The sequence below is a fragment of the Thermococcus chitonophagus genome (assembly GCF_002214605.1).
Classification (GTDB): Archaea; Methanobacteriota_B; Thermococci; order Thermococcales; family Thermococcaceae; genus Pyrococcus; species Pyrococcus chitonophagus.
This window is the reverse complement of record NZ_CP015193.1, coordinates 118,524-139,935: the sequence shown is the minus strand read 5'-3', so window position 1 is coordinate 139,935 and position 21,412 is coordinate 118,524. Positions and strand designations below refer to the sequence as shown.

The window sequence follows — 21,412 nt, the reverse complement described above, 5'->3', positions numbered from 1 at the left end:
CCGGTCGGCGAAGCGAAGAGTCATCACCGCTCAGGTGTCCTCGGCTTCATCATCCCGCTTTCTCGAGGTACTTCTCTAGGTTCTTTGCTGGAGGGTCTATTGTTAAGTTTAGCTTTGATAACATAACGTTTACTGCATATCTAACTTCGAGATCACTTCCCTTGAACTCTCTGAACTTTTCAACGAGCTTTGCTATATCCTCTCCCTTCCTAACCTTCTTGAATTCTGAGAAGTGCTCCTCTATTCCGCTCATGTCAATTCTCACGAACTCCTGTATCTTATTTACTGCCGTCTCATTTATGCTCGCGAGTAGCCTTGCTATGTCGAGCATTGGAGTTTTCTCATCGATTATGAGCCTCTTAACAACTATCCACCTTCCATATTTGGCTGTGAAGTTTACGTGCTCCTCTCTGTACCTGGGCTTGGTTTTTAGCTCCTCTATCCTCCCCCCAGGGAACTCCACTGGTAGCTCATCCTTTAGGGCTTCCCTAGTGAGGACAGCCTTTGCGACTTCAACTAATAGTTTCTTCAGCTTCTTATCATCTTCTCTTACATAGTTCCCTATCTTTCTTGATGTTCCTGGGGACCTTAGGAATTTGAGCTTCTCTTCCAAACTTCCGCTTGGGATTAGGGTTAGCAGTCCCTTAACATCAATTTTTTCCTCCAAGTATTCAGGGAACTTAGTGAGGACAGTGTTAGAAACTCTAGCCAAGAATCTTGCAACATTTTCATCTGTCAGCTCATTCACACTCTCTCCCACGGCGAATCCCTTATGTTTCATTGTGAATTCAACTACCTCCACACTTTGTCCCTCCCGTTTATCTTCTGTACCCAAGTTGAAAATCTTTTTGGGTTGCGCATGAATTCAGATGAAACAAATTTTTTATACCTTTGGTTACACACTATACGTTGGTGAAGGTAATGAAAGTCAGGGAGCTTATTGAAAAGCTTAGTGATAGGCAGAGGAAGACAGTAATGGGATGCCTCGAGAGGTGCAACCTCCTCGACCTTGACGAGGAAATAGAGGTGTACCCTAGTGACGATGTAAATAGGTTCCTTAAAATAATCTCAAACCCGATAAGGTATGGAATACTGAAGATGCTTATGGATAGGTGGATGTGCGTGTGCCTGATAGCCGAGGCTTTGGAAGTTGATCAAACCCTTGTTAGTCACCACCTCAGGATTCTCAAGGAGCTTGGAATACTTGAGGAAAAGAAAGAGGGTAAGCTTAGGTTCTACACGACGAATAAGGAGAAGCTCAGGGAGTACCTAGATGCACTCTTGGAGGACCTTGGTTATGAAAGTCCAAAAGGAAGTTGATGAACTGATAAAGAAATTGGGTGGCTATTGGACGCCAGCTCAGATGTTAACAGCCTTGGTTGAGGAAGTAGGCGAGCTTGCTGATGTTATTTTATCTTTTGAGGGTGTTAAAGGCGAAAAGGATCCCTCAAAATTAAAGGAAGAGATAGGGGACGTTCTCTTTGCATTAATCTGCATAGCCAACTATTTCGAAATTGACATGGAAGATGCTCTAAGGGACACAATTAGAAAATATTCAATGAGAGATTTGTGACGCTGTAATAACCTTGGAATATTGGAAATCGTCCGAAACGTTTTTATAGAGCCAATTCTTCATCAGAAAGGGTGGGTGTATGAGGAAACTTGATAAGGTTGATTTGCAATTGATTAAAATATTATCTCAAAATTCTCGCCTTACCTATAGAGAATTAGCGGAAATGTTAGGCACAACAAGGCAGAGAATTGCCAGGAGAATGGAAAAGTTAAAAAAATTAGGAGTTATCAAAAAATTTACAATCCTTCCTGATCTAGAGAAATTAGGTTACATGTATGCAGTAGTACTGATAAAGCTGAAACCGATGGCAGATGTTGATAAGGTTGTTAGTGATATCTCTGATATTGAATACGTCAAGATTATCGAAAAAGGAGTTGGTAGGTACAACCTTATCGTCCATATTCTTGTCCCAAAGGATCTTAGTGGTGCAGAAAATAGGGTTAATGAGTTTTTATCAAATGTTAAAGATATAGAAAACGTCGAAGTGGTGTTTGTGAGCAAAGTTCCAAAATTTGAGATAGTTTAAGACTTAAGTTGCAACCTCAGGTTCCCCAAGAACTTTTATCTTTCTTATCTCTGCCTTCTTTAATGGATAGATCTTCTTTGCCTCCTTGGCGATCTCTGCGGCGATCTTTCCGTTTACAGCTTCGAGAACGAAGTCCTTGAAGTTGAGCTCCTCAGCCTTCTTGTAGATTATTTCCTGCATAATCTTCCTTATTGCCCTCTCTTGGCTCGTCTGAATCCTCCTCATCGCTATGGCCATTGCCATAACCCTAAGCTTGTAGCCATCCTTAGTTGTTATGTTGAATATTCCATCGATCCTTGTGGTTCTCCTCCTTACAAGAGACCTTATGTAGCTCCTAGCGAGCTTCATGCCCTTGAATTTAGTGTATGCGTTCTGCCCCTTAACATCGTAAACCTGGAAGTACAGCTTAACATGCCCCTTGGTGAAGTCTCCTGTCACATCTTTAAGGGTTACTTCAACGACCCTGTTGAGCACCTTTTCAGGATCATCAGACGGAGTAAGTCCAACTTCGACACTTCCGAAAAAGTCTGGAGCGTAAATAATATACCACTGCTTTAGCTTCCACTTATCTCTAGTTGCACTAACTCTCCTCCTAGCTGCCATCATAACACCTCCTCAGCAACTTTGATCGCGAATATCAAATCATCGAGAGCGACTATGAGGGTTTCAATCTCTCCTTCATATTTAACTTTTGTTATTACCTTCGCTCCTTCGGGGAAGGTAATAAGATTTAAACTTTTCTTAAGCCCTTCGGGGATAGAAATGTTGTCAACATTTACGGCGTTGGCTATGGCCTTTGCAACTTCCTCATCCTCATATTCCCATACCATCTCGATGTCAGCCCTGATCTTCATTTCCTTTCACCTGCTCTCCAAGCAATCTATCGATGAGCTTCCTGAACTCCGCAAGCCTTGCCTTAGGAATCCTAATCCCTGCGGCAATGGCATGTCCTCCTCCTTCTCCTCCAACTATTTCTGCTGCCTTCCTAAGGGCCTCTCCAAGGTGGTATCCTTTAGCTAAGGCCTTTTCTGTAGTTCTTGCCGATCCCTTCAGGAGGTTTGGATCCTCTGGGGTATCGGCAAACACTATAACTGGCTTTTCGGGTTTAGCGAGTCCGGCATTTATGGCCATGCTGGCGGCGATCCCAACCAGGGTATCCCTAATGTTGTTACCAACGTAGAGAACGTAGACGTTCTCTCCCTCCCACACCTCACTGCTCCAGTTCTGTATCAGCCATTTCCTAGCCTCTATCTGCTCCCTCTTGTAATCCTCAACCATCTTCATTGCCTTCTTAAATGCCTCTTCATCCCCTAGACACACTGCAACTCCCAAGTTTCCTAGGTTTAGCCTTCCGGTTGCGTTAAGCAGGGTTGCGAATTCTCTGGCTTCGTGCCTTGGATCTCCCTCTGGGTATAATGGACTTATAACAACGTCGCCAATTAGCTTGTCTATATCTTCTTTTCCTGCTCCGTGCTTTATCATGTGGATAACTAGGAGGTCATGGAGCCTCTTCTTTTCCTCTTCACTCAGCTCCCAGTACTTCTTATCAGGATTGAATCCCTTGTTTCTCAACCACTCCATTGCCTTCCTTTCATCACCTGTAATTTCTGGTATCTCTGGATTTGTTGCGTAAGCTAGCATTTGGTAGAGGGGCCTAGTTTCTCTCCCAAAGAGTCTTAGCTCCTTCCTTACCTCCAGAATTCCTAAGGACTTGCCATCCTCTATTATTTCAAGGTTCATCCCATGGAAAACTCCATCGTTCTCTTGCATATCCCCTACGGCACCAACTATCGCTATGTAAGCGAGATCCTTGTTCCTCTCGTTAAGTTCTTTGGCGAAAAAGTACGTAACCCCAGAACCGCTCAGATCTCTGACGCTGTTAGCCCCGAAAGGAACTGGATTTACGAGAATGTGCTTTTCATGGGTCTCCGTTGTTTCTGGGGGATGATGGTCCAGAATAACGACAGTTCTATCACTCAAATGCTCCTTAATCAGGCTTATCGACCCGCTACCTAAGTCAGAGAATATAACAATTCTGTAGTCCTCATCTTTCAGCTGCTTAACTAGCTCCTCGCTGACCTGCTTAACTATTGAAACGTGAACTTTGGCCCCTTCCCTAGAAAGGGCTTTAACGAGAATTGCTCCCGCTGTGATGCCGTCAGCATCCCTATGGGAGATGATCCTTATAGTGTGCCCTAACTCGATGTGAATTCTAACGGTCTCAACAGCTTCCCTAGTCTTGTCCAAGAATCCCTCCTTGTCCATGAAAAACACCAAAGGAAATAATGAAGATCAGCGAACGAGAAGCTTTGCCTGCTCTGGATCGTATCTCCAGTTCTTTGGAAGCTTGCCCTTTCTCTTGTAGTACTTGACAAGTCTCCTGATCTTGCTCTCTATTAGCTGGAGACCGCGCATTGAGTGCAGATCCTTCGGGTGTTGCTCAAGGTGCTTCCTAAGATTGACTGCTCTCCTAATAAGGAACATCAAATCCTCTGGAATCTCTGGGGCGAGACCGTGCTTCTCAAGGATTCTCGTTATCGTTAAGTTCCTGTTGGGGTTGTCAGGATCCTTGAAGAGCTTGACAGTGGGAATTCCGTACTGGTCCCTAAGGATCGTCCCTATCATTGCGGTGCTGTAACCTTCCTTCCTGAGCTTAACCACTAAGTTCTCAATTTCCTCAACGGTTATGTGCTCGAGCCATATTGGGGGAGCAGTCCTTGGAGGCCTCTTTGAACCGCTCTTACCCCTCTTTCTAGCATGCATCCTTGCCATTTACACCACCTCCTATGGTGACGGCCAGCCTAGGCCAGCCGCCCCTTCGCGTCATGCTAAATAGATTGATTTAAAAGGTTTGTGTACATAGCTAAAGCTTTTAAAAATTCCTTTCCGTCCCTAATTAGGTGGTGAGATGAAGATACTGTGGGCTCCGTGGAGGATTGAGTACATAAGATCGCCCAAGCACGAAGGCTGTATCTTCTGCGACTTTCCAAAGGAGAACAGGGATAAGGAAAGGCTCATTCTATATCGTGGGAAGTATGCATTTATAATAATGAACAACTACCCTTACAACCCTGGGCATGTAATGGTTGCTCCGTACAGGCACGTGAAGAGTATAGAAGATCTAACAGACGAGGAGATGCTGGAAATAATGAAGTTAGCGGCACTAGTAATGAAAGCCATAAGGAAGGTAATGAAGCCAGATGGCTTCAACTTAGGATTTAACATAGGTAAGGTTGCTGGAGCTGGAATAGACGGGCACGTTCATCTACATATAGTGCCAAGGTGGAACGGAGACACAAACTTTATGCCGGTAATTGCGGACACTAAAGTAATCCCTGAATCGCTCGAGCAGGCCTACGATGAAATCAAGCAGGCAATAGAGGAGATCGAAAATGTTGAGTGAAAGAGAGCTTGAGCGTTACGACAGACAGATAATGCTTTTCGGCGTTGAGGGGCAAGAGAAGTTAAAGAGGGCTAAAGTTGCAGTAGTTGGGGTTGGTGGCTTGGGCAGTCCTGTAGCTTACTATCTTACTGCAGCCGGCGTTGGAACTATCCTGCTGGTAGATGAGCAAACACCGGAGTTAAGCAACTTGAACAGGCAGATACTTCACTGGGAGGAAGATCTCGGCAAGAATCCAAAACCGATATCAGCCAAGTGGAAGCTTGAGAGGTTTAACTCTGATGTAAGGATAGAAACGTTCGTTGGTAAGCTCACCGGAGAAAACATACATGAGGTGCTTAAGGATGTTGATGTTATAGTTGACTGCCTTGACAACTTTGAGACTAGGTATCTCCTGGACGACTATGCCCACAAGAGAGGGATTCCGTTAGTTCACGGTGCGGTGGAGGGGTTATACGGTCAAGTGACAACAATAATTCCCGGGAAAACCAAAAGGCTAAAGGAGATATTTCCTAAAGTCAGAAAAAAGGGAAAGTTTCCAATTTTGGGGGCTACTGCTGGCGTAATTGCAAGTATTCAGGTCACTGAAGTTGTTAAGCTTATCACGGGCTATGGTAGGCCTTTGGCCAACAAGCTCCTAATAGTTGATTTAGCAAACAATGCTTATGAGGTTATAGAGCTCTAGGCTCGGCCACTCTGGGGTCAATCATCGCCCTAGCTCAGCATTGGATTCAGTCGTCATCGCCTATTTTTCCTAGCTTGCTTACATTTTTAAGCACTTATCCTGTTAGAATTTATGTAGCATATTAGAAGTTCTACATTCGAACCCAGGTTCAGAACATAATTTTGCTAAAATTTGATTTAAGAATGTCTGATTTTAGCATGTGCGTGTAAGTTGATTAAACTGTCCTTACCCCAATAGGTATGAGTCTTTAAAAGTATTTTGCACAAGATTTTGTAAAATTCTCAATTGGCCAAACCTTTATAAAACCTGCCTAGAAAACTTTTATTTGGCGGCGGGCTAGGCCGGGGGGTTCGGCGTCCCCTGTAACCGGAAACCGCCGATATGCCGGGGCCGAAGCCCGGGGGGCGGTTCCCGAAGCCGCTCCCGGAAGCCGGGGCCGAACGATGAGTCCTCGTCCCGCGGGGTGCCCGGTGGGGGAGGCACGGCTGAAGGGCCGTGCTAACCCCCTTTGGGCCCTGAACCCCGCAAGGCCCGGAAGGGAGCAGCGGTAGGGGCCACGGAGCACGCTCGCGGGGGTGCGGGGATGAGGTAGGCCCCGGTGAAAGGGAGCGGTGGAGGGTTCCCACCCTCGGGCGCGCCCGCCGCCGCTAGAATATCCTTCTAATCCACAGCTCAAGAATTGGATTCTCAATGATGTACTTTCCTCCTTCTTTAATGATAATCTCCCTGTCTTTAAGCCCCTTTATAGCTGCTTGAACGGTAGATGATCTCTTGAATTCGTACCTATTCAAAAAGTCTCTAGAGTGAAAATCTTTTTCTCCCCTAGTTATTGCAATTAAGGCCTTTCTCTGATTTGGAGTTAATGAGTCCCAAATTTCTTCAAATAGCTCAGATGCTCAGTTTAAAGCTTCATCAAGTGTTATTTCTAGATCTTTCCTGCTAACCTCCTTTTTTCCTTGGATTACTGGATTGAGCCACAGCTTCTGGCAGAGCATTTGAGTATAGTATGGATGGCCCTTTGTGATGTTCAGTATCCCCTCAATAACTTCTCCCTCAACGCCTAGTCCACTCTCTCCGAACTTCTTTCGGATAAATTTAGCGAATTCATCCCTGGGAATCCTCTTTAAAGTGATGTGCATTCCGAAGTTATAAAAAGGGCTACTCGGAGAATGGAATATTTGCTTCATCATACCCATCTTGCTCCCCAAAAACGTAGGTGACACCTTTGTGTTTTTGAAATTCTGCTCTCATTTTGGGGAGTACATCTTTGCCAAGATTTGCAACTTCTTGAAATTCATCGAACACAACCACGACTCTCTTGTTTACCAATTCGTGTATCCTTTCAGGTAGCTTTAGGGCCTCCTCAAATGCAACATCTTCCTTTTCAGTGGAGAATTGAATTTCGATCTTATCGCCGATTATAATTTTTGGCTTTATAGTTTTGAATAGTCTTTTGATGATCTCTTCTAGTCTTCCCTTCCATGAGGAGATTGTGGCAGAGCTAATTTTCTCTGCTAGTTCTCTCTTTGTGAGTATTCCATAACAATCAAATTTTAATTGGGTAAATTTTGCCTTTAAGTTCTTCTAGTGCAATGTTTACGAGGAGCTCTTTCCATATCGACGGGGGGAGTATATTATAACATTCTGTCCACTGAGCATTGCAAGTTTTAATTTTTCAAGTTCCTCTTCTTGGTCTGCGAAGTGTTCTTTATCAACTTTAGAAAGTTACTTCAAAACCTTTAAATAATCAGACAAGTATCTAAACGTGGTGATGCTTATGCACCCAAAGATTAGGGCACTTCTTGCGAAGTTTCCTCGGGTTGAATTAATTCCCTGGGAAACTCCAATCCAGTACCTTCCCAAGATAAGTGAAATGCTGGGTGTTGAGGTCTACGTGAAGAGGGACGATCTCACGGGCCTAGGGATAGGAGGAAACAAGGTGAGGAAGCTTGAGTTCCTCCTGGGAGATGCACTAGCTAAGGGTGCAGACACAATAATAACTATGGGTGCTGTCCACTCGAATCATGCATTCGTAACGGCTTTGGCAGCTAAGAAACTTGGACTTGACGTCGTCTTAGTGTTGAGAGGAAAAGAGACCATAAAGGGTAACTATCTCTTAGACAAGCTGATGGGAATAGAGACGAGGGTTTATGACGTTGAGAAAACTCCTGATTTGATTCCATATGCCGAAGAAGTAGCTAAAGAGCTTGAGGAGCAGGGCAAAAGACCCTATATAATCCCAATAGGTGGAGCATCTCCGGTTGGAACCCTGGGCTACGTCAGGATGATAGGCGAGCTATCAACTCAGATGATGTCATTAGGCTTGAAGTTTGACACCATAGTTGATGCAGTGGGAAGTGGCGGCACTTTAGCTGGAATACTCCTGGGTCTTGAGTTGACGAAGCTTGAAGTAGATCCAGTTGGCATGGCAGTTGGAATATTCGGTGAGAAGATGACACAAAAGGTAGTTGACTTAGCTAAAGAAACTGCAAAGCTTTTAGGCGTGAGTGTAGAGCTTAAGGAGCCCAGGATTCATGATTACAGCTTTGGCGCCTATGGCAAGATCGTGAGGGAGGTTGCGGAGCTGATAAGACTCGTTGGAACTAAGGAGGGAATTCTCCTCGACCCAGTGTACACAGGTAAAGCATTCTATGGGTTAATGGATCTCGCAAGAAAAGGAGAGCTAGGCGAGAGAATTCTCTTCATACACACGGGTGGAATGCCGGGGATATTCCACTACGGCGAGGACATGCTTAGGCTGTTAAATCTTCAATAGTAAGAGGGCTATCACTCCCGCTATCGCAAATCCTACCCTCATGATTTCTGATTTTTCTTCTCCTATGGCCTCACTCAAAAGGGCAAAGGACAGACCCACGATGCCCATATCATAGATTATGTAGCCCAGCTTTGTTAGGGCCGAGACGGGAAGGGCCAGGACGGAAATTATTGCCCCCAATAGCACCGTGCCCAGCACTCCCGCGACAACACCACTTTCTGCACCCTTCAACGACATGATAACCCCTTTGATTGGTTGAGGAATTGTTAGCCTTAACATTTTTGATCCCTAGGAATTATTCCTCGGATTTTTGTTCTTTTTATGGAACAAAATCTATAAAAAATTATCAACATTTTGGAACTTGATGTCTATCAATTTAGACACAATTGAAGAGAGCATCCTCAAAGGGAAGCCAGTACTCCTAATAGAGGAAGATAGGGAAGGGGAGGCCGATCTAGTTTACCCGGCCGAGCTTGCAAATAAAAACGTGGTTAACTTCATGCTCTCCGCGAAGGGACTTTTGTGTCTGGCCATGGACATGGATAAAGCCCTGAAGAGAGGCTTCTTCAGGCTCCCCTCGAAGGGCGGTGAAACAAACTTCCTGATTCCAGTTGACTATAAGGACACCAAAACTGGAATTACCGCGGAGGAGAGGGCACTGACTGCGAGGAAGATAGCCGAGGGTTTAAGCGTGGAAAGCTTTAGGTATCCAGGTCACCTCCCTTTATTAGGATCCGTAGGGTTCAACAGGAGAAAGGGCCACACTGAGGCCTCACTAGAGCTCATGGAGATGCTGGGTTTTAGAAGGTACGCGTTGATAATTGAGGTTCTAAACGAGGAAGGCAACTCGCACGATCTAGAGTATGCGGTGAGTTTCGCTGAGCAGCATGACATCCCAATTCTAACGGTAAAGGATGTCTGGAAGGAATTTGTAAGGAGGAGACAGCTCGTTCAAATCTATGGCAGGGCAAAACTGCCAACGAGGTTTGGGGAGTTTGAGATCATAAGCTTCAGGAACGAGCTGGACTTTAAGGAGCACGTCGCTATTATCAAAAAGCCTTATGGTGAGGCTCCCCTCGTTAGGGTTCACTCGAAGTGCCTCACCGGGGACACTTTGGCCTCGCTCCGTTGCGACTGTGGCAGTCAGCTGATTAATTCACTAAGGATGATTTCCCAGGAAGGAGGAATTTTGCTGTATCTGGATCAGGAGGGAAGGGGAATAGACCTTACGGAGAAGATCAAAGCGTACGAACTCCAAGATCTGGGTTACGACACGGTTGAAGCTAACAAGACCCTCGGCTTCTCGGAGGATGAGAGGAGCTATGAAGTTGCGTTCCAGATGCTTAAAGCACTAGGCGTTGAAAGGATTAGACTGCTCACGAACAATCCCAGGAAGGTTGGGGAGTTAAAAGAACTCGGCATTGAAATTGTTGAGGTAATTCCATTGCCCGGAGAGGTTACCGAGCACAATAGGTTCTACCTGAAGGTTAAGGTTGAGAAGCTTGGCCACAGGATTCCGGGGGTGCCCTGATGAAGGTTGAAGAATTTGAGGGCGAATTCAAAGGGGAGGGACTTAAGCTTGGCATAGTTGTTTCAAGGTTCAACGACCTCCTTACGGAGGAACTGCTTAGGGGGGCATTGGATTGCTTCAGGAGGCACGGAGTTGAGGAGGTGAAGGTTGTTAGGGTTCCTGGGGCCTTTGAAATCCCTTTGGCAGTGAAAAAACTTATTGAGAAGGGAGTTGATGGGGTTCTTGCCTTGGGAGTCGTGATAAGAGGGGAAACGAGGCATTATGAGCTTGTCTCTTCTCAAGTTGCGAAGGCTCTCTCCCAGATTTCTCTTGACACGGGAGTTCCTGTGGTGTTTGGTGTAGTGACTGCTGAGGACGAGCTACAGGCAATAGGCAGGGCAGGAGTTAAGGTCAACAGGGGTTTTGAGTACGCACTAACGACGCTGGAGATGGTGAATTTAGTTAAAAAATTATATGTCTCCTGACTACATTGCTATCCTCTCTATTGTACATCGATAAAATTACTATAGGTGGAAATATTATCCGTATCTGGTGGTACCAGTAAAGTGGAAGCATGCCGCTTCCATATTCGTTGTGCTTTTAGTGTTGGGTTTAACGGCCAGCTATGCCACAGCTACTGCAGATCTCGTTAGTAGGATCCCAGATAAGAGCAGAGAGGTTCAGCCACAGAATGTCGGGGCAGTAGTTGGAAGAGTTCTCACAATTTTCATTCCGGGCGTTGGTTGGGTAGTAATAATCGGCACCATAGCCACAATAATCGCGACACTCGCTAGATATCTATACGGAAAGCCAGTGGCGGAGTTCATTGAGGGGTTTATAAGCGAAATTCCCGATAAGCAGGGAAACCTTGTTCAGGTGACCAAAACTAACATCTGGGGAAGTGAAGCGGAGATTGGCTATGGTTACGTAAGAGAGAAATGGTGGGGACTCAAAAAGGAAGTCGTCATTGTAAATCTGGTTATAAGAATAACTAGGGATGAAGTCAAGGCTGTCGAAGACTTATTCAGCCCGAAGGAATATGGTAAACTCCTAGCACAAGCGTGGCTCAATGGATGGGACGCTAACAAGGCAAAGGAATTCGCTGAAGAGTTATACAGAGAGCTAGAAATCTACCAAAATTCAAAGGAAGAGATGCACCATGTGGATACTGGCCTCCGGGGAAAGTGAAACTTCTTGAGAGTGATTTAAGACATATTATTAGGAGACATTATGAAGGGAAAGTTTACTACGGAGAACCAGATGCAACAGTCTTCCCGAAGAGTGTAACTGGAAAGTGGCTTGCAGATGTCATTAAAAAGGCAATACTCGAAGGTGAAGTCAACTGTAGCAAAACAGATCCTAGGAAAGGTAAACTTGTACTGGAGGTAGATACAGAAATTGGTGGGGTTAGGGTAATCTTACAGAGAGAACAGGATACAAAAGCTACAAGGTTCTTACGACATACTTGGTAAAGTCCCGCTGAGTTGGTTCCCATACTCTTTACCCTTTTTATGCTTTAGATGTTCTGTCTAATAAAGGTGGTACATAATGACAAGAGTTCACCTCTGGTGCACACTCCCAACTAAAGATTACCTGAAGGAAGCTGTTTTATCGTCCCTCTCAGACACCGTGGGAACCTACACTGAATCCATTGAAGAGGAGGATGAAGAAGATTTTAACGAGCTCCTCAAAGGCATTGTCATGAGAGCATTTGAACACAGCGTTAAGTATGGGTTAGCAGTGAATGGTAAAGAGCTGATAGCACCTGCTTGTGGGAACTTAATTGACTTTTTCGAGGACGTAGCACTTTCGATTGTTTACGCAAGGGGAGGAAAGCATGCAGTTACAGAACTCATGAGTCTCCCAGTAGAAATAAACTCCATCAGGAACAACCCCGTTACCAAGAACATATCTATAGAGGAGGTGTTTTTTCCGGAGGGCCCCCCTTAAACTCTTCTTCGGCACCTTTGACCCCATAAAGTTTGTCCTGTGCCGTAAACATGGCAAAATCCTTGAAATTGGGTCTCCGGACAAGGGAGTAGCTGTCCAGGTAGAGGTTGAAGAGTACGTAGAGGGCATTAAGGGGGACCTCATAAGGGGGATACGTGATGTAGAAAAAATTTTAAAAACGTTCACTCCCCTGCGAGCTTTATACCCCCAGATACAATGGGTGAAGACGATAGCGAGATATGGGCTCAGCACATGGTGAGAAGCATGATGGTTAGGCACAGCACTAACCTGGGTTTTTACTGGTACTTCTACGTGGACAGTCCTTATTCGACCGCCAAAAGCGTGGACGAGCTCTTGGAGTGGACAGAGATACTCTTTGACTTCGATGATGTCCTTAAATATTACCTGCCCGTTAAAGGTCACTGGATTCATAGCTGGAATCTTATACGCGCTCGGAAGAGAGAATGAGTTTGAGAAATTCATCGGAGGGCTAGGGGTTAAAACGCCTGCAGGGGACGGCAGGATGGTTCCTGAAAATATTCTAAAGCCCATCGGAGAGCTTCCTGACTGGGTAAGGAGAACGCGGGCAGAAGTCAAACTCTACGTGGATATGGACTTCGGGGCCTTTGATCCGAACGTTCACGCGGTACTCGTCAGGGAAGGCAAGTCCCTGGCTTGGATTTTCGATAAAGGCCGGATGTACAGAATAAGTGCGAAGGAATTTGTCGATTTTGCTTTGAATATGCTCATTGAAGGCAGAACTTCAATAAAATATCCTCATCGAAACTGCTAAGGATAATTCGTCACTGGCGAAAGCTGTAGTAAGGCATATTGACAAGAGCATTAAGATGCTTGGAGTTGGGAAGGCTTAGAGCCATTCGATTTTGACTTTACCCGCAATGTTCTTGAATTCTTCATCCCCGGTTAAAAGTGTCGCATTGAGGTCTATTGCTGTTGCGGCTGCGAAGCCATCTGCATAGCTTAGTTTGTGGAAGGCTTTTATTCTGCCAGCAATTAGAGAGAGGCGCTCATCCGCGGGGATGAATAGGATTGGACTTTTCAGCAGGTTGGCTATGATGAAGTCAGCAACATCCACACCTTTTCTGCGTGCTATGATGTAGTAGACCTCGCCTAGATTCACAACGTTCATGTAAACCTTTACTTCTCCATTTCTAGCTTTATTTAGCAGTTCCTCAACGCGCTCTGCACCCTTTTCGTTGAGGAGGTAAGTTAGTATGGCGTAACTGTCAAGCACTACTCTCTCCATTTTTTAGCCTCCAGTTCTTCTTCCTTCCTTACCTCCTCCATAATTTCTTTCACAGGTTTTTCAAGCTTTAATATTCCCTTGAGGTTAATGTTCCTTTTTATTGGAACTATCACTATCTCGTTTCCAAAGTCAAGGATTTCGAGCTCGTCCCCTTCCCTAATCCCAAGCTTCTCGCGGATGACCTTTGGTATGACTATCTGACCCTTCGAGGAAACTTTAACAGTTACCATCTTACAATCACCCAGAATAGTCTTACCAACATGGCATAAAAACCTTCTGATAAAGCGACAGAGAAAGACGAGAGGAGGCGGTAATTCAAGCGTAAAGGCTGTTCTCTGGTTGGTGTCTTTTGTTGTTTGTGTGGTCGTTCCGTTCGGCCTTACTTCCCGTCTGAGGTGGCTGGTAGCATGTGGATAGGAGTACAAGGCCAACCGCACCTCTTGCACTGCAACAGGTAGCGGAAACGGATACGACTTAAAAGATCCTCCTCACATCCACCTCATCAAAATCTCTATCATTCGATAGGATTGTCGTTATTCCTTGCGCTTTCATTGTGGCGTAGTGGATGGCATCATCGAAATCAAGCTTTTTGCATTTTTCGGCGTTTCTCAGGATATCTGCGGTTAGTGGGGCTATTTCAATACCCAACTCAGAAAGAATGTTGACGAGACTTAATTTTGTCCCCTGTTTCCTAAACAGGATGTAGAGTTGCCATACTGTGAGAGCTGAGGTAATCATCTTCCCGCTGTATTTCTCAATCAGACTCTTTGCGCGTTCTCCAAACTCCTTGTTGGCAGTGAGAAAATAGTAGATCACGTTCACGTCAACGTAAACCTTCACAGTTCCTCCCTCAGGAGCTTTTCTGTTTCTTCTTCAATTATCTTATCCATCTCTTCTGCACTTAAGTTCTTTCCCCTGAATATTCCATAGTACTTCTCGATTTTTTTGCGAATGGGTATTAGGACTATTTCATTATCTCTCTCCACAATGTAGAAAGGCCCATTTCCAAATTTCTTTCTGAGAGATGCTGGGAGGTAGATCCTTCCATTTTTGTCTACTTTAACAATTTCAACTTTCATGGTAGTTATTGAAATTTTGGAAAATAAATATCTTTTGGTAAAATCGTACTGAACTCGGCTAATTAAGCAAAGACTGCCACGGTTAAGGGGGTCTATGGGATTTCACTTTTCTTCCTGTTTAGGCTTTCAGTGTTAGAGTTACATTTGTCTCATATTAGGAACATATAATTATAAGCATTGGTTCTAATTCTGCAACATGAATGACGAGCACTTCATGAGGCTCGCCCTTGAACTTGCCAGAAAGGGAGAGGGGAAAGTAAACCCAAATCCCATGGTTGGGGCGGTTATAGTTAAGGACGGAAGAATAATCGGCGTCGGGTGGCACGAGTACTATGGGGGTAAGCATGCGGAGGTAAATGCGATAGAGAATGCAAAGCTGAGAGGTCACTCGGTAAGAGGAGCTACGATGTACGTAACCCTTGAACCCTGCGTTCACTGGGGGAAGCAGCCACCCTGCGCTGATAGGATAATAGCTGAGGGTATAAAGAGGGTTGTTATTTCGCTGGAAGATCTGAATCCCCTAGTGGCAGGTAAGGGTATTGAAAAGCTGAGAAAAGCTGGAATTGAAGTTGAAGTAGGCATCCTTGAAGAAGAAGCAAGAAAGCTTAACGAAATCTTCATTAAATACATAACTACGGGAATCCCCTTCGTCTCTATAAAGCTCGCCCTAACCCTCGACGGATACATAGCAACAGAAACGTTCGAATCAAAGTGGATAACTGGTGAAGAGGCAAGAAGGAAAGTGCAGGAGCTCAGGAGGAAGCACATGGCAATAATGGTTGGAGCAAACACGGTCCTTAAAGACAATCCCTCCCTTAACTGCCGGCTCCTAGGATGCCCTGAGAAAATTAAGGTTATCCTCGATCGCTCCGCGAGGATTGCCCGAGAGGTCAGGAGGGGAAGGAAGTTCAAACTGTTTGAAGATGGCAGGGTGATATTCTTTACCGAGAGGCCTGAGGAGTTCGAGGGAATAGCCGAGGCCTACAACATAACCGAGCCCAAGGCAATTCTCGAGTTCCTGGGGAGCATGGGGATTGACAGCGTTCTAATTGAAGGGGGCAAGATAGCCTGTCAATTCCTACCCTTTGCCGATAGGTTATACTTGTTTTACGGTTCAAAGATCCTCGGAAGGGGGATAAAGCCCTTCGAGTGTTTAAATGTCAAATCTTTACGGGAGGCGTTTAAGGTTAGGGTTGAGTCCGTTGAAGTCCTTGGAGGAGACGTACTAGTGGTGGGTGCGGGAGATGTTCACGGGAATCGTTGAGGCCTTTGCTGGGGCCCGCTACTCCAGTGGAAAGCTGTACGTTGAAGTTCCCTTTAGGGTTGAGCCGAGTGAAAGCATAGCCGTTAATGGAGCGTGCCTCACCGTGAGTGAATTTAACGGAAGAGTGGCAGTGTTTGATGTTGGTGAGGAAACTCTAGCTAGGACTAACCTCCGAGAGGCGAGAATCGTGAACTTGGAGAGGGCCCTAAAGTTAGGGGACAGAGTTGGAGGGCACTTCGTAACTGGTCACGTTGATGGGACGCTCCGCTTCCTAACCTCCATAACTAGAGGAAACACGGTTTGGATGGCCTTTGAGCTTCCTAGGGAGAGGTGGGGAGTTGCCGAGAAGGGGTCGATAGCCCTGAACGGGGTTTCACTTACCGTTGCAAGGGTGGAGAGCTCGAGGTTTTGGGTTCAGGTAATCCCCCACACGCTCAAGAATACAAACCTCCAGTTTTTGAGTCCTGGAGACAGAGTCAACTACGAAATCGATATTCTTGCGCGATACGTTAGGGCAGTTCTCAACCGCTAAGCTTTTCTATTTCAATCTCAAGTCTTTTATACCATAAACCAAAGCTCCATTTGGTGAGGATGATGAAGGCGTTCATAGCTGAAAACGTTCGAGGCATCTATGCCTTTGATGAAAACGGCAAGCTCATAGCTAAGAGGTACTACACGGATAAGCCCGAGAGAGTTCTTGACAAGCTCCTTAAGGGAGAGTTCGTTGAGGATCTTGAGGTTCTCTTGAAGGAGCTTAAGGAGAAAGGATACAGCGAATTCGTCTTTGAGCACCCGGAGCTCAGCAGGAAGGCAAAGGAGCTCGGCTACAATGCTACAACCGAGTTTCCCAACCTTGCAGGTGAGAGGCTTAGGAGCAACCCTGAGGAGTTCCTGGGGGAGAACTGGTTCGAGGACTACTACAGGATTGGCGTTGACTTGACGAGGCTTAGAATTCAGGAGCAGAGCGGTGCGAGGGACAAGATGGTCATTCAGGCCATCGAGGCTTTGGATGATATTGACAAGGTCATAAACCTCCTCGTTTCCCGCTTGAGGGAGTGGTACTCGCTCCACTTCCCTGAGCTAGATGAGATCCTGCCCAGGCACCCGCAGTATGTTGCCTTCGTGAAGACGATAGGCCACAGGGACAACGTTGATGAGGAGAAGCTTAGGGAGCTCGGCCTAAGCGAGGAGAAGATAAAGAAGATTCTCGAGGCTAAGGAGAAGACGATGGGTGCCTGGATGGATGAGACCGACATAAAGGTTGTTCAGGACTTTGCCGAGGAGATAGACAGGCTCTACAAGCTCAGGAGGGAGCTTGAGGACTACATCGACAGGGCGATGGATGACGTTGCTCCCAACCTCAAGGCATTGGTTGGTGCTAAGCTCGCTGCTCGTCTGATAAGCTTGGCTGGCGGATTGAAAGAGTTAGCAATGATGCCATCCTCAACGATACAAGTCTTGGGTGCTGAGAAAGCTCTGTTCAGGCACTTGAGGACCGGAGCCAAGCCTCCAAAGCACGGTGTCATCTATCAGTACCCGGCGATAAACCGCTCTCCGTGGTGGCAGAGGGGTAAGATAGCAAGAGCCTTAGCAGGAAAGCTGGCAATAGCAGCTAGAGTTGACTACTTCTCAGGTGAGTACATAGCTGAAGAGCTTAAGAAAGAACTGGAGGCCAGGATAAGGGAGATCAAGGAGAAGTACCCGAAGCCGCCAAAGAGGAAGAAGGAGGAGAGAAAAGGCAAGAGGCCATGGAAGGACAAGAAAAAGAAGAAGAAAAAGAAGAAAGAGAAACCTAGGAGGAGGTGATTTAAATGGTTGAGGTTAAGAAGCACAAATTCCCTGGAGTCTACATTGTCATTGACGATGATGGTAGCGAGAAGATAGCGACTAAAAATCTGGTCCCAGGACAGAGGGTCTACGGTGAGAGAGTCATCAAGTGGGAGGGAGAAGAGTACAGGATATGGAACCCCCACCGCTCAAAGCTTGGTGCTGCGATAATGAACGGTCTTAAGAACTTCCCGATAAAGCCCGGGAAGACTGTGCTTTACCTTGGAATAGCTAGTGGAACCACAGCATCTCACGTGAGTGATATAATAGGCTGGGAAGGGAAAATCTACGGAATTGAGTTCTCCCCAAGGGTTCTCAGAGAGCTCGTTCCCATAGTTGAGGAGAGGAGGAACATAGTTCCAATATTAGGTGATGCAACTAAACCCGAAGAGTACAGGGCCTTGGTTACGAAGGTTGACGTTATCTTTGAAGACGTTGCCCAGCCGACGCAGGCCAAGATCCTCATAGACAACGCCGAGGCTTACCTCAAGAGGGGTGGCTATGGGATGATAGCTGTTAAGAGCAGGAGTATAGACGTTACCAAGGAGCCGGAGCAGGTGTTCAGGGAAGTTGAGAGGGAATTGGGTGAGTACTTTGAAGTCATTGAGAGGCTGAACCTTGAGCCCTACGAAAAGGATCATGCGTTATTCGTAGTTAGGAAGCCCTAGTCTTTTTGAATTTTTAAGTTTTAGAAAAATTCCTAGGGGTTCAGAAAGCCTTAAATTTTCTTCCCTCTATTCCTTTTGGGGCTCTAATAATGAAGGTATCAATAATAGTGCCTACATATAATGAGAGGGAAAACCTTGAGGAGCTGTTTTCTAGGATCGATAACGCCCTCGAAGGTTATGATTACGAGATAATAATAGTTGATGATGACTCCCCAGATAGAACATGGGAAAAGGCCCAGGAACTTTCTTCTAAATACCCTGTAAAAGTCATTAGGAGATTAAATGAGAGAGGCCTCTCTTCTGCAGTGATAAGGGGATTCGAAAATGCTAGTGGGGACGTATTCGTTGTTATGGACGCTGACCTTCAGCACCCTCCAGAGGTTATTCCCGAGCTCTTGAAGAGAATAGAAGAGGGGGCTGACATAGCCATAGCAAGCAGGTACGTTAAAGGAGGGAGAGTTGAGAACTGGCCTTTCTATCGTAAGATGATCTCTAAGAGCGCGATAATGATTGGCAGAGTTGGCCTTCCGAAGATAAGGAATATAAAAGATCCCGTTAGTGGTTTCTTCGCTCTCAAACGGAAAGTTGTAGAGGGGGTGGAGCTAAACCCCGTAGGTTTTAAGATACTCATGGAGATCCTGATCAAGGGAAAATACTCAAGAGTTGTAGAGGTTCCCTTTGCCTTTGGAACTAGGCTGGCGGGGAAGAGCAAGCTTAGAGGCAAAACGATGATCAATTATCTGAGGCACGTTTACCGGCTAATGAAATGGGAGGGTGAAATCGACAGGCTCGTCAAGTTCTCCGTCGTTGGACTCTCGGGGATCCTCGTTAACGAATTCTTTCTATGGCTCTTCGTTCACCTTGGCATTAGTAAGGAGATCGCAGTTATTCCTTCGACCGAGCTTTCTATTATAAACAACTTCATATGGAACGATCTCTGGACGTTCAAAGATGTAAGAAAAGGAAAAAAGCTGTGGGAAAGGCTTTTAAAGTTCCACATGGCAGCGCTTACCGGAGCTATAGTTCAGTTCATAATCTACTGGATTCTGGTGTTCCTAGGTCTCCATTACCTCCTCGCTAATCTAATAGGGATAGGATTCTCCTTCATAGTGAGGTACATAGTAAACAGGCACGTCACTTGGGGCTAACAATCTTGAATTCCTTGAGTATTTCAACAGCTTTTCTGATTTTCTCCTCCTTTACCTCTCCGTACTCATCCTTTAAAGCTTTCCAAACTTTTTCCTCGCTGAGCTTTTCGCTCAGCATAAGGAACTCGTACGTGTGGACAACTAACATTCTCTCTTCTTCCATGATCTCCTTGAACTTCCTTCCTAGATCCTCGTTCATGTTTATGAGCCTCTTGTTGCTTATTATTCCCTTCTCCTTCCACTCGAGCCATCCCTCTTCCTCTATTTTATTACCCATGCTAAGCCCAAGGAATTCGGAATCCCTTGCGAGCCCATCCATAACGAGCGATTCTGCAATCTCAACTTTCCTCTGCATGCTGAGCTCTCCGAGGTACTTCATGGCGTAGCCCCTTGCGACCCTCTCTAATTTGGATTTTTCGGCAGTAGCTATGAACACCGCGGTAGATAGAACTGCCCTTCCGATTATTGACAGGCTCTCCAAGCTCAGCTTTTCTGGTGTGTCAGCTGAGGTGTGGTAGTAGCTGTCGGGCCATGTTATTGGCATCGTCCCAGGAATGCCAAAGAAGTTGAATATATCATGATCACTTCCCATTTCGTATGGATAGGCCTTTAGCTTCATCTTAGGTAGAGTTGATCCTGAGAAGCTCTTTCCTCCAGAGTTGTACTTATCAAGATAGAGCTCAAGGATTCCTGGGACTAGTGAAAATCTCGAGAGTGGTGATCTTACAAGCATTATCGTTGACTTCGCTCTGTCTTCGCTCCCGCCAACCATATCTAGGTTTATGTTGGCGTAGAAATCCTCCACCTTAACCTTGGGAATGAATGCCTGAGTCCCGTGGTACTCCGGGATCCACACGAACGCAAAGCCAACTCTACTTTTCACCTTGTTCAGAATCCTTGCGAGCTCTATAAGCATCGCGCTTCCGCTCGCGTTGTCGTTTGCTCCCGGCTTTGGATGGCATATGTGGGCTGAGAAAACTAGGTAGGGTGGCTCTCCGACTTTAGCGTACACTATTGGTAGTGTTTCCCTGTTCTTTATTTCGGTTTCAACCCTTATCTCTACTTCTACTCCTCCCTTCTTTGCTTTCTCTATCAAATCGTTGGCGATCGTTTCTGGAACAGCAACCGCGGGAATTTTGGCCCATTCAAGATCCTTCTTTGTTAAGAAGAGACCAATATAGGGAAATGCACTTCCCGTTCTCTTCCTGTAGGCTATGAAAGCTTTTGCCCCGACTTTATTGGCCTCCTCGTAGGCATCCCTCCACTTCTCGCCGACGAGAACTATCTTCCCCTCGGCCTTCTCCCAGTCCTCCTCCCTCAGGATCGGGATAACCTCGCCCTTCACTTCCCCCGATGGGGAGTGGGCCATCACAAGCAGTGGAGAATCTTTAGTTGTTAGTGTCTTGTCCTTAAGTTTAAGCTCCCCATAGATGACATCCCATGCTATCGGCGAGGGCAAAGTTAAGTGCTCTCTTACACCATCGTACTCATCCTTTAGCATTTCCGCCTCGACTCCCTCTTCCTCAAGTCTCTTGAGAACATACTCAGCTGCGTCCACTATACCCTTTGATCCTTGTATTCTGTGGTATCTAGCTATGTTGACTACATCCCTAAACACGTTTTCCACATTGAAGTCCCCAATGTATTTTTCCATGTACATCACCATGTTAAGACTATTATCAAAATAATAGAAAAGAATTGCGAAGCATTTAAATACATTCATCCGAAAGCATGCACTG

General features: G+C 45.8%; 31 protein-coding genes and 1 other RNA gene. 18 read left to right on the top strand and 14 right to left on the bottom strand.

Features of this window, described 5'->3' with window-relative positions:
- Positions 1-49: 49 nt before the first annotated feature.
- A complete protein-coding gene (locus A3L04_RS00865; RefSeq protein WP_394326725.1) occupies positions 50-802 on the bottom strand; it encodes a DUF2666 family protein in 753 nt (250 codons plus the stop codon).
- Between the two features lie 119 nt (positions 803-921).
- Between A3L04_RS00865 and A3L04_RS00860 the strand changes: the two genes are divergently transcribed.
- The 3 genes from A3L04_RS00860 to A3L04_RS00850 all read left to right on the top strand — a co-directional run bounded on the left by A3L04_RS00860 (position 922) and on the right by A3L04_RS00850 (position 2,099).
- On the top strand, positions 922-1,320 hold the full coding sequence (locus A3L04_RS00860) for an ArsR/SmtB family transcription factor (RefSeq protein WP_068575847.1): 399 nt from the start codon (positions 922-924) through the stop codon (positions 1,318-1,320).
- Positions 1,298-1,573: a nucleotide pyrophosphohydrolase gene (locus A3L04_RS00855; RefSeq protein ID WP_068575845.1), complete on the top strand. Its 276-nt coding sequence runs from the start codon at positions 1,298-1,300 to the stop codon at positions 1,571-1,573. Before A3L04_RS00860 ends, A3L04_RS00855 begins: the two co-directional genes overlap by 23 nt.
- Before the next feature lie 79 nt (positions 1,574-1,652).
- Positions 1,653-2,099 carry an Lrp/AsnC family transcriptional regulator gene (locus A3L04_RS00850; protein WP_068575843.1) on the top strand — a complete coding sequence of 149 codons (447 nt, stop codon included), beginning with the start codon at positions 1,653-1,655 and terminating at the stop codon, positions 2,097-2,099.
- Between the two features lie 3 nt (positions 2,100-2,102).
- On the opposite strand, the gene A3L04_RS00845 is transcribed toward A3L04_RS00850, so the two are convergent.
- From A3L04_RS00845 to A3L04_RS00830, 4 genes are read right to left on the bottom strand one after another with little or no spacing between them, the layout of a single operon-like run.
- The gene (locus tag A3L04_RS00845) at positions 2,103-2,705 is read right to left on the bottom strand and encodes a 30S ribosomal protein S3ae (protein ID WP_088859092.1); all 603 of its coding nucleotides are present in this window, start codon (positions 2,703-2,705) and stop codon (positions 2,103-2,105) included.
- Positions 2,702-2,953, bottom strand: coding sequence for a KEOPS complex subunit Pcc1 (locus A3L04_RS00840; RefSeq protein ID WP_068575839.1), 252 nt, complete (start codon positions 2,951-2,953; stop codon positions 2,702-2,704). The genes A3L04_RS00845 and A3L04_RS00840 overlap by 4 nt, the downstream gene beginning before the upstream one ends.
- Complete coding sequence (locus A3L04_RS00835; RefSeq protein WP_068575837.1) at positions 2,937-4,364, bottom strand: DHHA1 domain-containing protein; 1,428 nt, start codon at positions 4,362-4,364, stop codon at positions 2,937-2,939. The genes A3L04_RS00840 and A3L04_RS00835 overlap by 17 nt, the downstream gene beginning before the upstream one ends.
- A 27-nt stretch (positions 4,365-4,391) precedes the next feature.
- Entirely contained in the window at positions 4,392-4,871 is a 480-nt protein-coding gene (locus A3L04_RS00830; RefSeq protein WP_068575835.1) for a 30S ribosomal protein S15, read from the bottom strand.
- Between the two features lie 136 nt (positions 4,872-5,007).
- Between A3L04_RS00830 and A3L04_RS00825 the strand changes: the two genes are divergently transcribed.
- The 3 genes from A3L04_RS00825 (at position 5,008) to ffs (ending at position 6,828) form a co-directional block, all read left to right on the top strand.
- Positions 5,008-5,502 (top strand): HIT family protein, encoded by a 495-nt coding sequence (locus A3L04_RS00825; protein ID WP_068575833.1) that lies wholly within the window; start codon positions 5,008-5,010, stop codon positions 5,500-5,502.
- Positions 5,492-6,184, top strand: coding sequence for a ThiF family adenylyltransferase (locus A3L04_RS00820; RefSeq protein ID WP_068575832.1), 693 nt, complete (start codon positions 5,492-5,494; stop codon positions 6,182-6,184). Before A3L04_RS00825 ends, A3L04_RS00820 begins: the two co-directional genes overlap by 11 nt.
- Positions 6,185-6,513: 329 nt before the next feature.
- Positions 6,514-6,828: signal recognition particle sRNA (ffs, locus tag A3L04_RS00815), an RNA gene on the top strand.
- Between the two features lie 3 nt (positions 6,829-6,831).
- Here ffs and A3L04_RS11110 read toward each other — a convergent pair.
- From A3L04_RS11110 to A3L04_RS11100, 3 genes are all read right to left on the bottom strand, one after another.
- Complete coding sequence (locus tag A3L04_RS11110) at positions 6,832-6,975, bottom strand: hypothetical protein (protein WP_197658824.1); 144 nt, start codon at positions 6,973-6,975, stop codon at positions 6,832-6,834.
- 105 nt (positions 6,976-7,080) lie between these two features.
- Positions 7,081-7,323 (bottom strand): hypothetical protein, encoded by a 243-nt coding sequence (locus A3L04_RS11105; RefSeq protein ID WP_197658822.1) that lies wholly within the window; start codon positions 7,321-7,323, stop codon positions 7,081-7,083.
- A 19-nt stretch (positions 7,324-7,342) separates the two neighbouring features.
- Positions 7,343-7,489 carry a hypothetical protein gene (locus A3L04_RS11100; protein WP_197658820.1) on the bottom strand — a complete coding sequence of 49 codons (147 nt, stop codon included), beginning with the start codon at positions 7,487-7,489 and terminating at the stop codon, positions 7,343-7,345.
- 472 nt (positions 7,490-7,961) lie between these two features.
- Here A3L04_RS11100 and A3L04_RS00805 point away from each other — a divergent pair, with 472 nt between their 5' ends.
- On the top strand, positions 7,962-8,960 hold the full coding sequence (locus A3L04_RS00805) for a pyridoxal-phosphate dependent enzyme (RefSeq protein WP_068575830.1): 999 nt from the start codon (positions 7,962-7,964) through the stop codon (positions 8,958-8,960).
- Here the strand turns inward: A3L04_RS00805 and A3L04_RS00800 are convergent.
- The gene (locus A3L04_RS00800) at positions 8,946-9,197 is read right to left on the bottom strand and encodes a hypothetical protein (protein WP_068579407.1); all 252 of its coding nucleotides are present in this window, start codon (positions 9,195-9,197) and stop codon (positions 8,946-8,948) included. The two genes, A3L04_RS00805 and A3L04_RS00800, sit on opposite strands and share 15 nt — an antisense overlap.
- Positions 9,198-9,324: 127 nt before the next feature.
- Here A3L04_RS00800 and A3L04_RS00795 point away from each other — a divergent pair, with 127 nt between their 5' ends.
- The 6 genes from A3L04_RS00795 (at position 9,325) to A3L04_RS00765 (ending at position 13,213) form a co-directional block, all read left to right on the top strand.
- Complete coding sequence (locus A3L04_RS00795; protein WP_068575828.1) at positions 9,325-10,491, top strand: bifunctional 3,4-dihydroxy-2-butanone-4-phosphate synthase/GTP cyclohydrolase II; 1,167 nt, start codon at positions 9,325-9,327, stop codon at positions 10,489-10,491.
- Positions 10,491-10,955 (top strand): 6,7-dimethyl-8-ribityllumazine synthase, encoded by a 465-nt coding sequence (gene ribH, locus A3L04_RS00790; RefSeq protein ID WP_068575826.1) that lies wholly within the window; start codon positions 10,491-10,493, stop codon positions 10,953-10,955. The genes A3L04_RS00795 and ribH overlap by 1 nt, the downstream gene beginning before the upstream one ends.
- A 67-nt stretch (positions 10,956-11,022) precedes the next feature.
- Complete coding sequence (locus tag A3L04_RS00785; RefSeq protein ID WP_068575824.1) at positions 11,023-11,658, top strand: hypothetical protein; 636 nt, start codon at positions 11,023-11,025, stop codon at positions 11,656-11,658.
- Positions 11,655-11,942 carry a hypothetical protein gene (locus A3L04_RS00780; protein ID WP_068575823.1) on the top strand — a complete coding sequence of 96 codons (288 nt, stop codon included), beginning with the start codon at positions 11,655-11,657 and terminating at the stop codon, positions 11,940-11,942. The genes A3L04_RS00785 and A3L04_RS00780 overlap by 4 nt, the downstream gene beginning before the upstream one ends.
- Positions 11,943-12,018: 76 nt before the next feature.
- Positions 12,019-12,420, top strand: a complete 402-nt coding sequence (locus A3L04_RS00775) for a hypothetical protein (RefSeq protein ID WP_068575822.1) — start codon at positions 12,019-12,021, stop codon at positions 12,418-12,420.
- A 385-nt stretch (positions 12,421-12,805) separates the two neighbouring features.
- Positions 12,806-13,213, top strand: a complete 408-nt coding sequence (locus A3L04_RS00765; RefSeq protein ID WP_157092387.1) for a hypothetical protein — start codon at positions 12,806-12,808, stop codon at positions 13,211-13,213.
- Between the two features lie 75 nt (positions 13,214-13,288).
- Here the strand turns inward: A3L04_RS00765 and A3L04_RS00760 are convergent, their stop codons facing one another.
- The 4 genes from A3L04_RS00760 to A3L04_RS00745 form a co-directional block, all read right to left on the bottom strand.
- The gene (locus A3L04_RS00760) at positions 13,289-13,687 is read right to left on the bottom strand and encodes a type II toxin-antitoxin system VapC family toxin (RefSeq protein ID WP_068575816.1); all 399 of its coding nucleotides are present in this window, start codon (positions 13,685-13,687) and stop codon (positions 13,289-13,291) included.
- Positions 13,675-13,917: an AbrB/MazE/SpoVT family DNA-binding domain-containing protein gene (locus tag A3L04_RS00755; RefSeq protein WP_068575814.1), complete on the bottom strand. Its 243-nt coding sequence runs from the start codon at positions 13,915-13,917 to the stop codon at positions 13,675-13,677. Before A3L04_RS00755 ends, A3L04_RS00760 begins: the two co-directional genes overlap by 13 nt.
- A 244-nt stretch (positions 13,918-14,161) precedes the next feature.
- Positions 14,162-14,527 (bottom strand): type II toxin-antitoxin system VapC family toxin, encoded by a 366-nt coding sequence (locus A3L04_RS00750; protein ID WP_068575813.1) that lies wholly within the window; start codon positions 14,525-14,527, stop codon positions 14,162-14,164.
- Positions 14,524-14,766 (bottom strand): AbrB/MazE/SpoVT family DNA-binding domain-containing protein, encoded by a 243-nt coding sequence (locus A3L04_RS00745; protein ID WP_068575811.1) that lies wholly within the window; start codon positions 14,764-14,766, stop codon positions 14,524-14,526. Before A3L04_RS00745 ends, A3L04_RS00750 begins: the two co-directional genes overlap by 4 nt.
- A gap of 196 nt (positions 14,767-14,962) precedes the next feature.
- Between A3L04_RS00745 and ribD the strand changes: the two genes are divergently transcribed.
- The 5 genes from ribD (at position 14,963) to A3L04_RS00720 (ending at position 19,673) form a co-directional block, all read left to right on the top strand.
- The gene (gene ribD / locus A3L04_RS00740) at positions 14,963-16,030 is read left to right on the top strand and encodes a bifunctional diaminohydroxyphosphoribosylaminopyrimidine deaminase/5-amino-6-(5-phosphoribosylamino)uracil reductase RibD (protein ID WP_068575809.1); all 1,068 of its coding nucleotides are present in this window, start codon (positions 14,963-14,965) and stop codon (positions 16,028-16,030) included.
- Positions 16,011-16,562, top strand: a complete 552-nt coding sequence (locus A3L04_RS00735; protein ID WP_068575807.1) for a riboflavin synthase — start codon at positions 16,011-16,013, stop codon at positions 16,560-16,562. The genes ribD and A3L04_RS00735 overlap by 20 nt, the downstream gene beginning before the upstream one ends.
- 62 nt (positions 16,563-16,624) lie before the next feature.
- Positions 16,625-17,836, top strand: a complete 1,212-nt coding sequence (locus tag A3L04_RS00730) for a C/D box methylation guide ribonucleoprotein complex aNOP56 subunit (RefSeq protein WP_068575805.1) — start codon at positions 16,625-16,627, stop codon at positions 17,834-17,836.
- 5 nt (positions 17,837-17,841) lie between these two features.
- A complete protein-coding gene (locus tag A3L04_RS00725; protein WP_068575803.1) occupies positions 17,842-18,525 on the top strand; it encodes a fibrillarin-like rRNA/tRNA 2'-O-methyltransferase in 684 nt (227 codons plus the stop codon).
- A gap of 89 nt (positions 18,526-18,614) precedes the next feature.
- Complete coding sequence (locus A3L04_RS00720) at positions 18,615-19,673, top strand: glycosyltransferase (protein ID WP_068575801.1); 1,059 nt, start codon at positions 18,615-18,617, stop codon at positions 19,671-19,673.
- On the opposite strand, the gene A3L04_RS00715 is transcribed toward A3L04_RS00720, so the two are convergent.
- Positions 19,660-21,327, bottom strand: a complete 1,668-nt coding sequence (locus tag A3L04_RS00715; RefSeq protein ID WP_068575799.1) for a DUF4910 domain-containing protein — start codon at positions 21,325-21,327, stop codon at positions 19,660-19,662. The two genes, A3L04_RS00720 and A3L04_RS00715, sit on opposite strands and share 14 nt — an antisense overlap.
- Positions 21,328-21,412 lie beyond the last annotated feature (85 nt).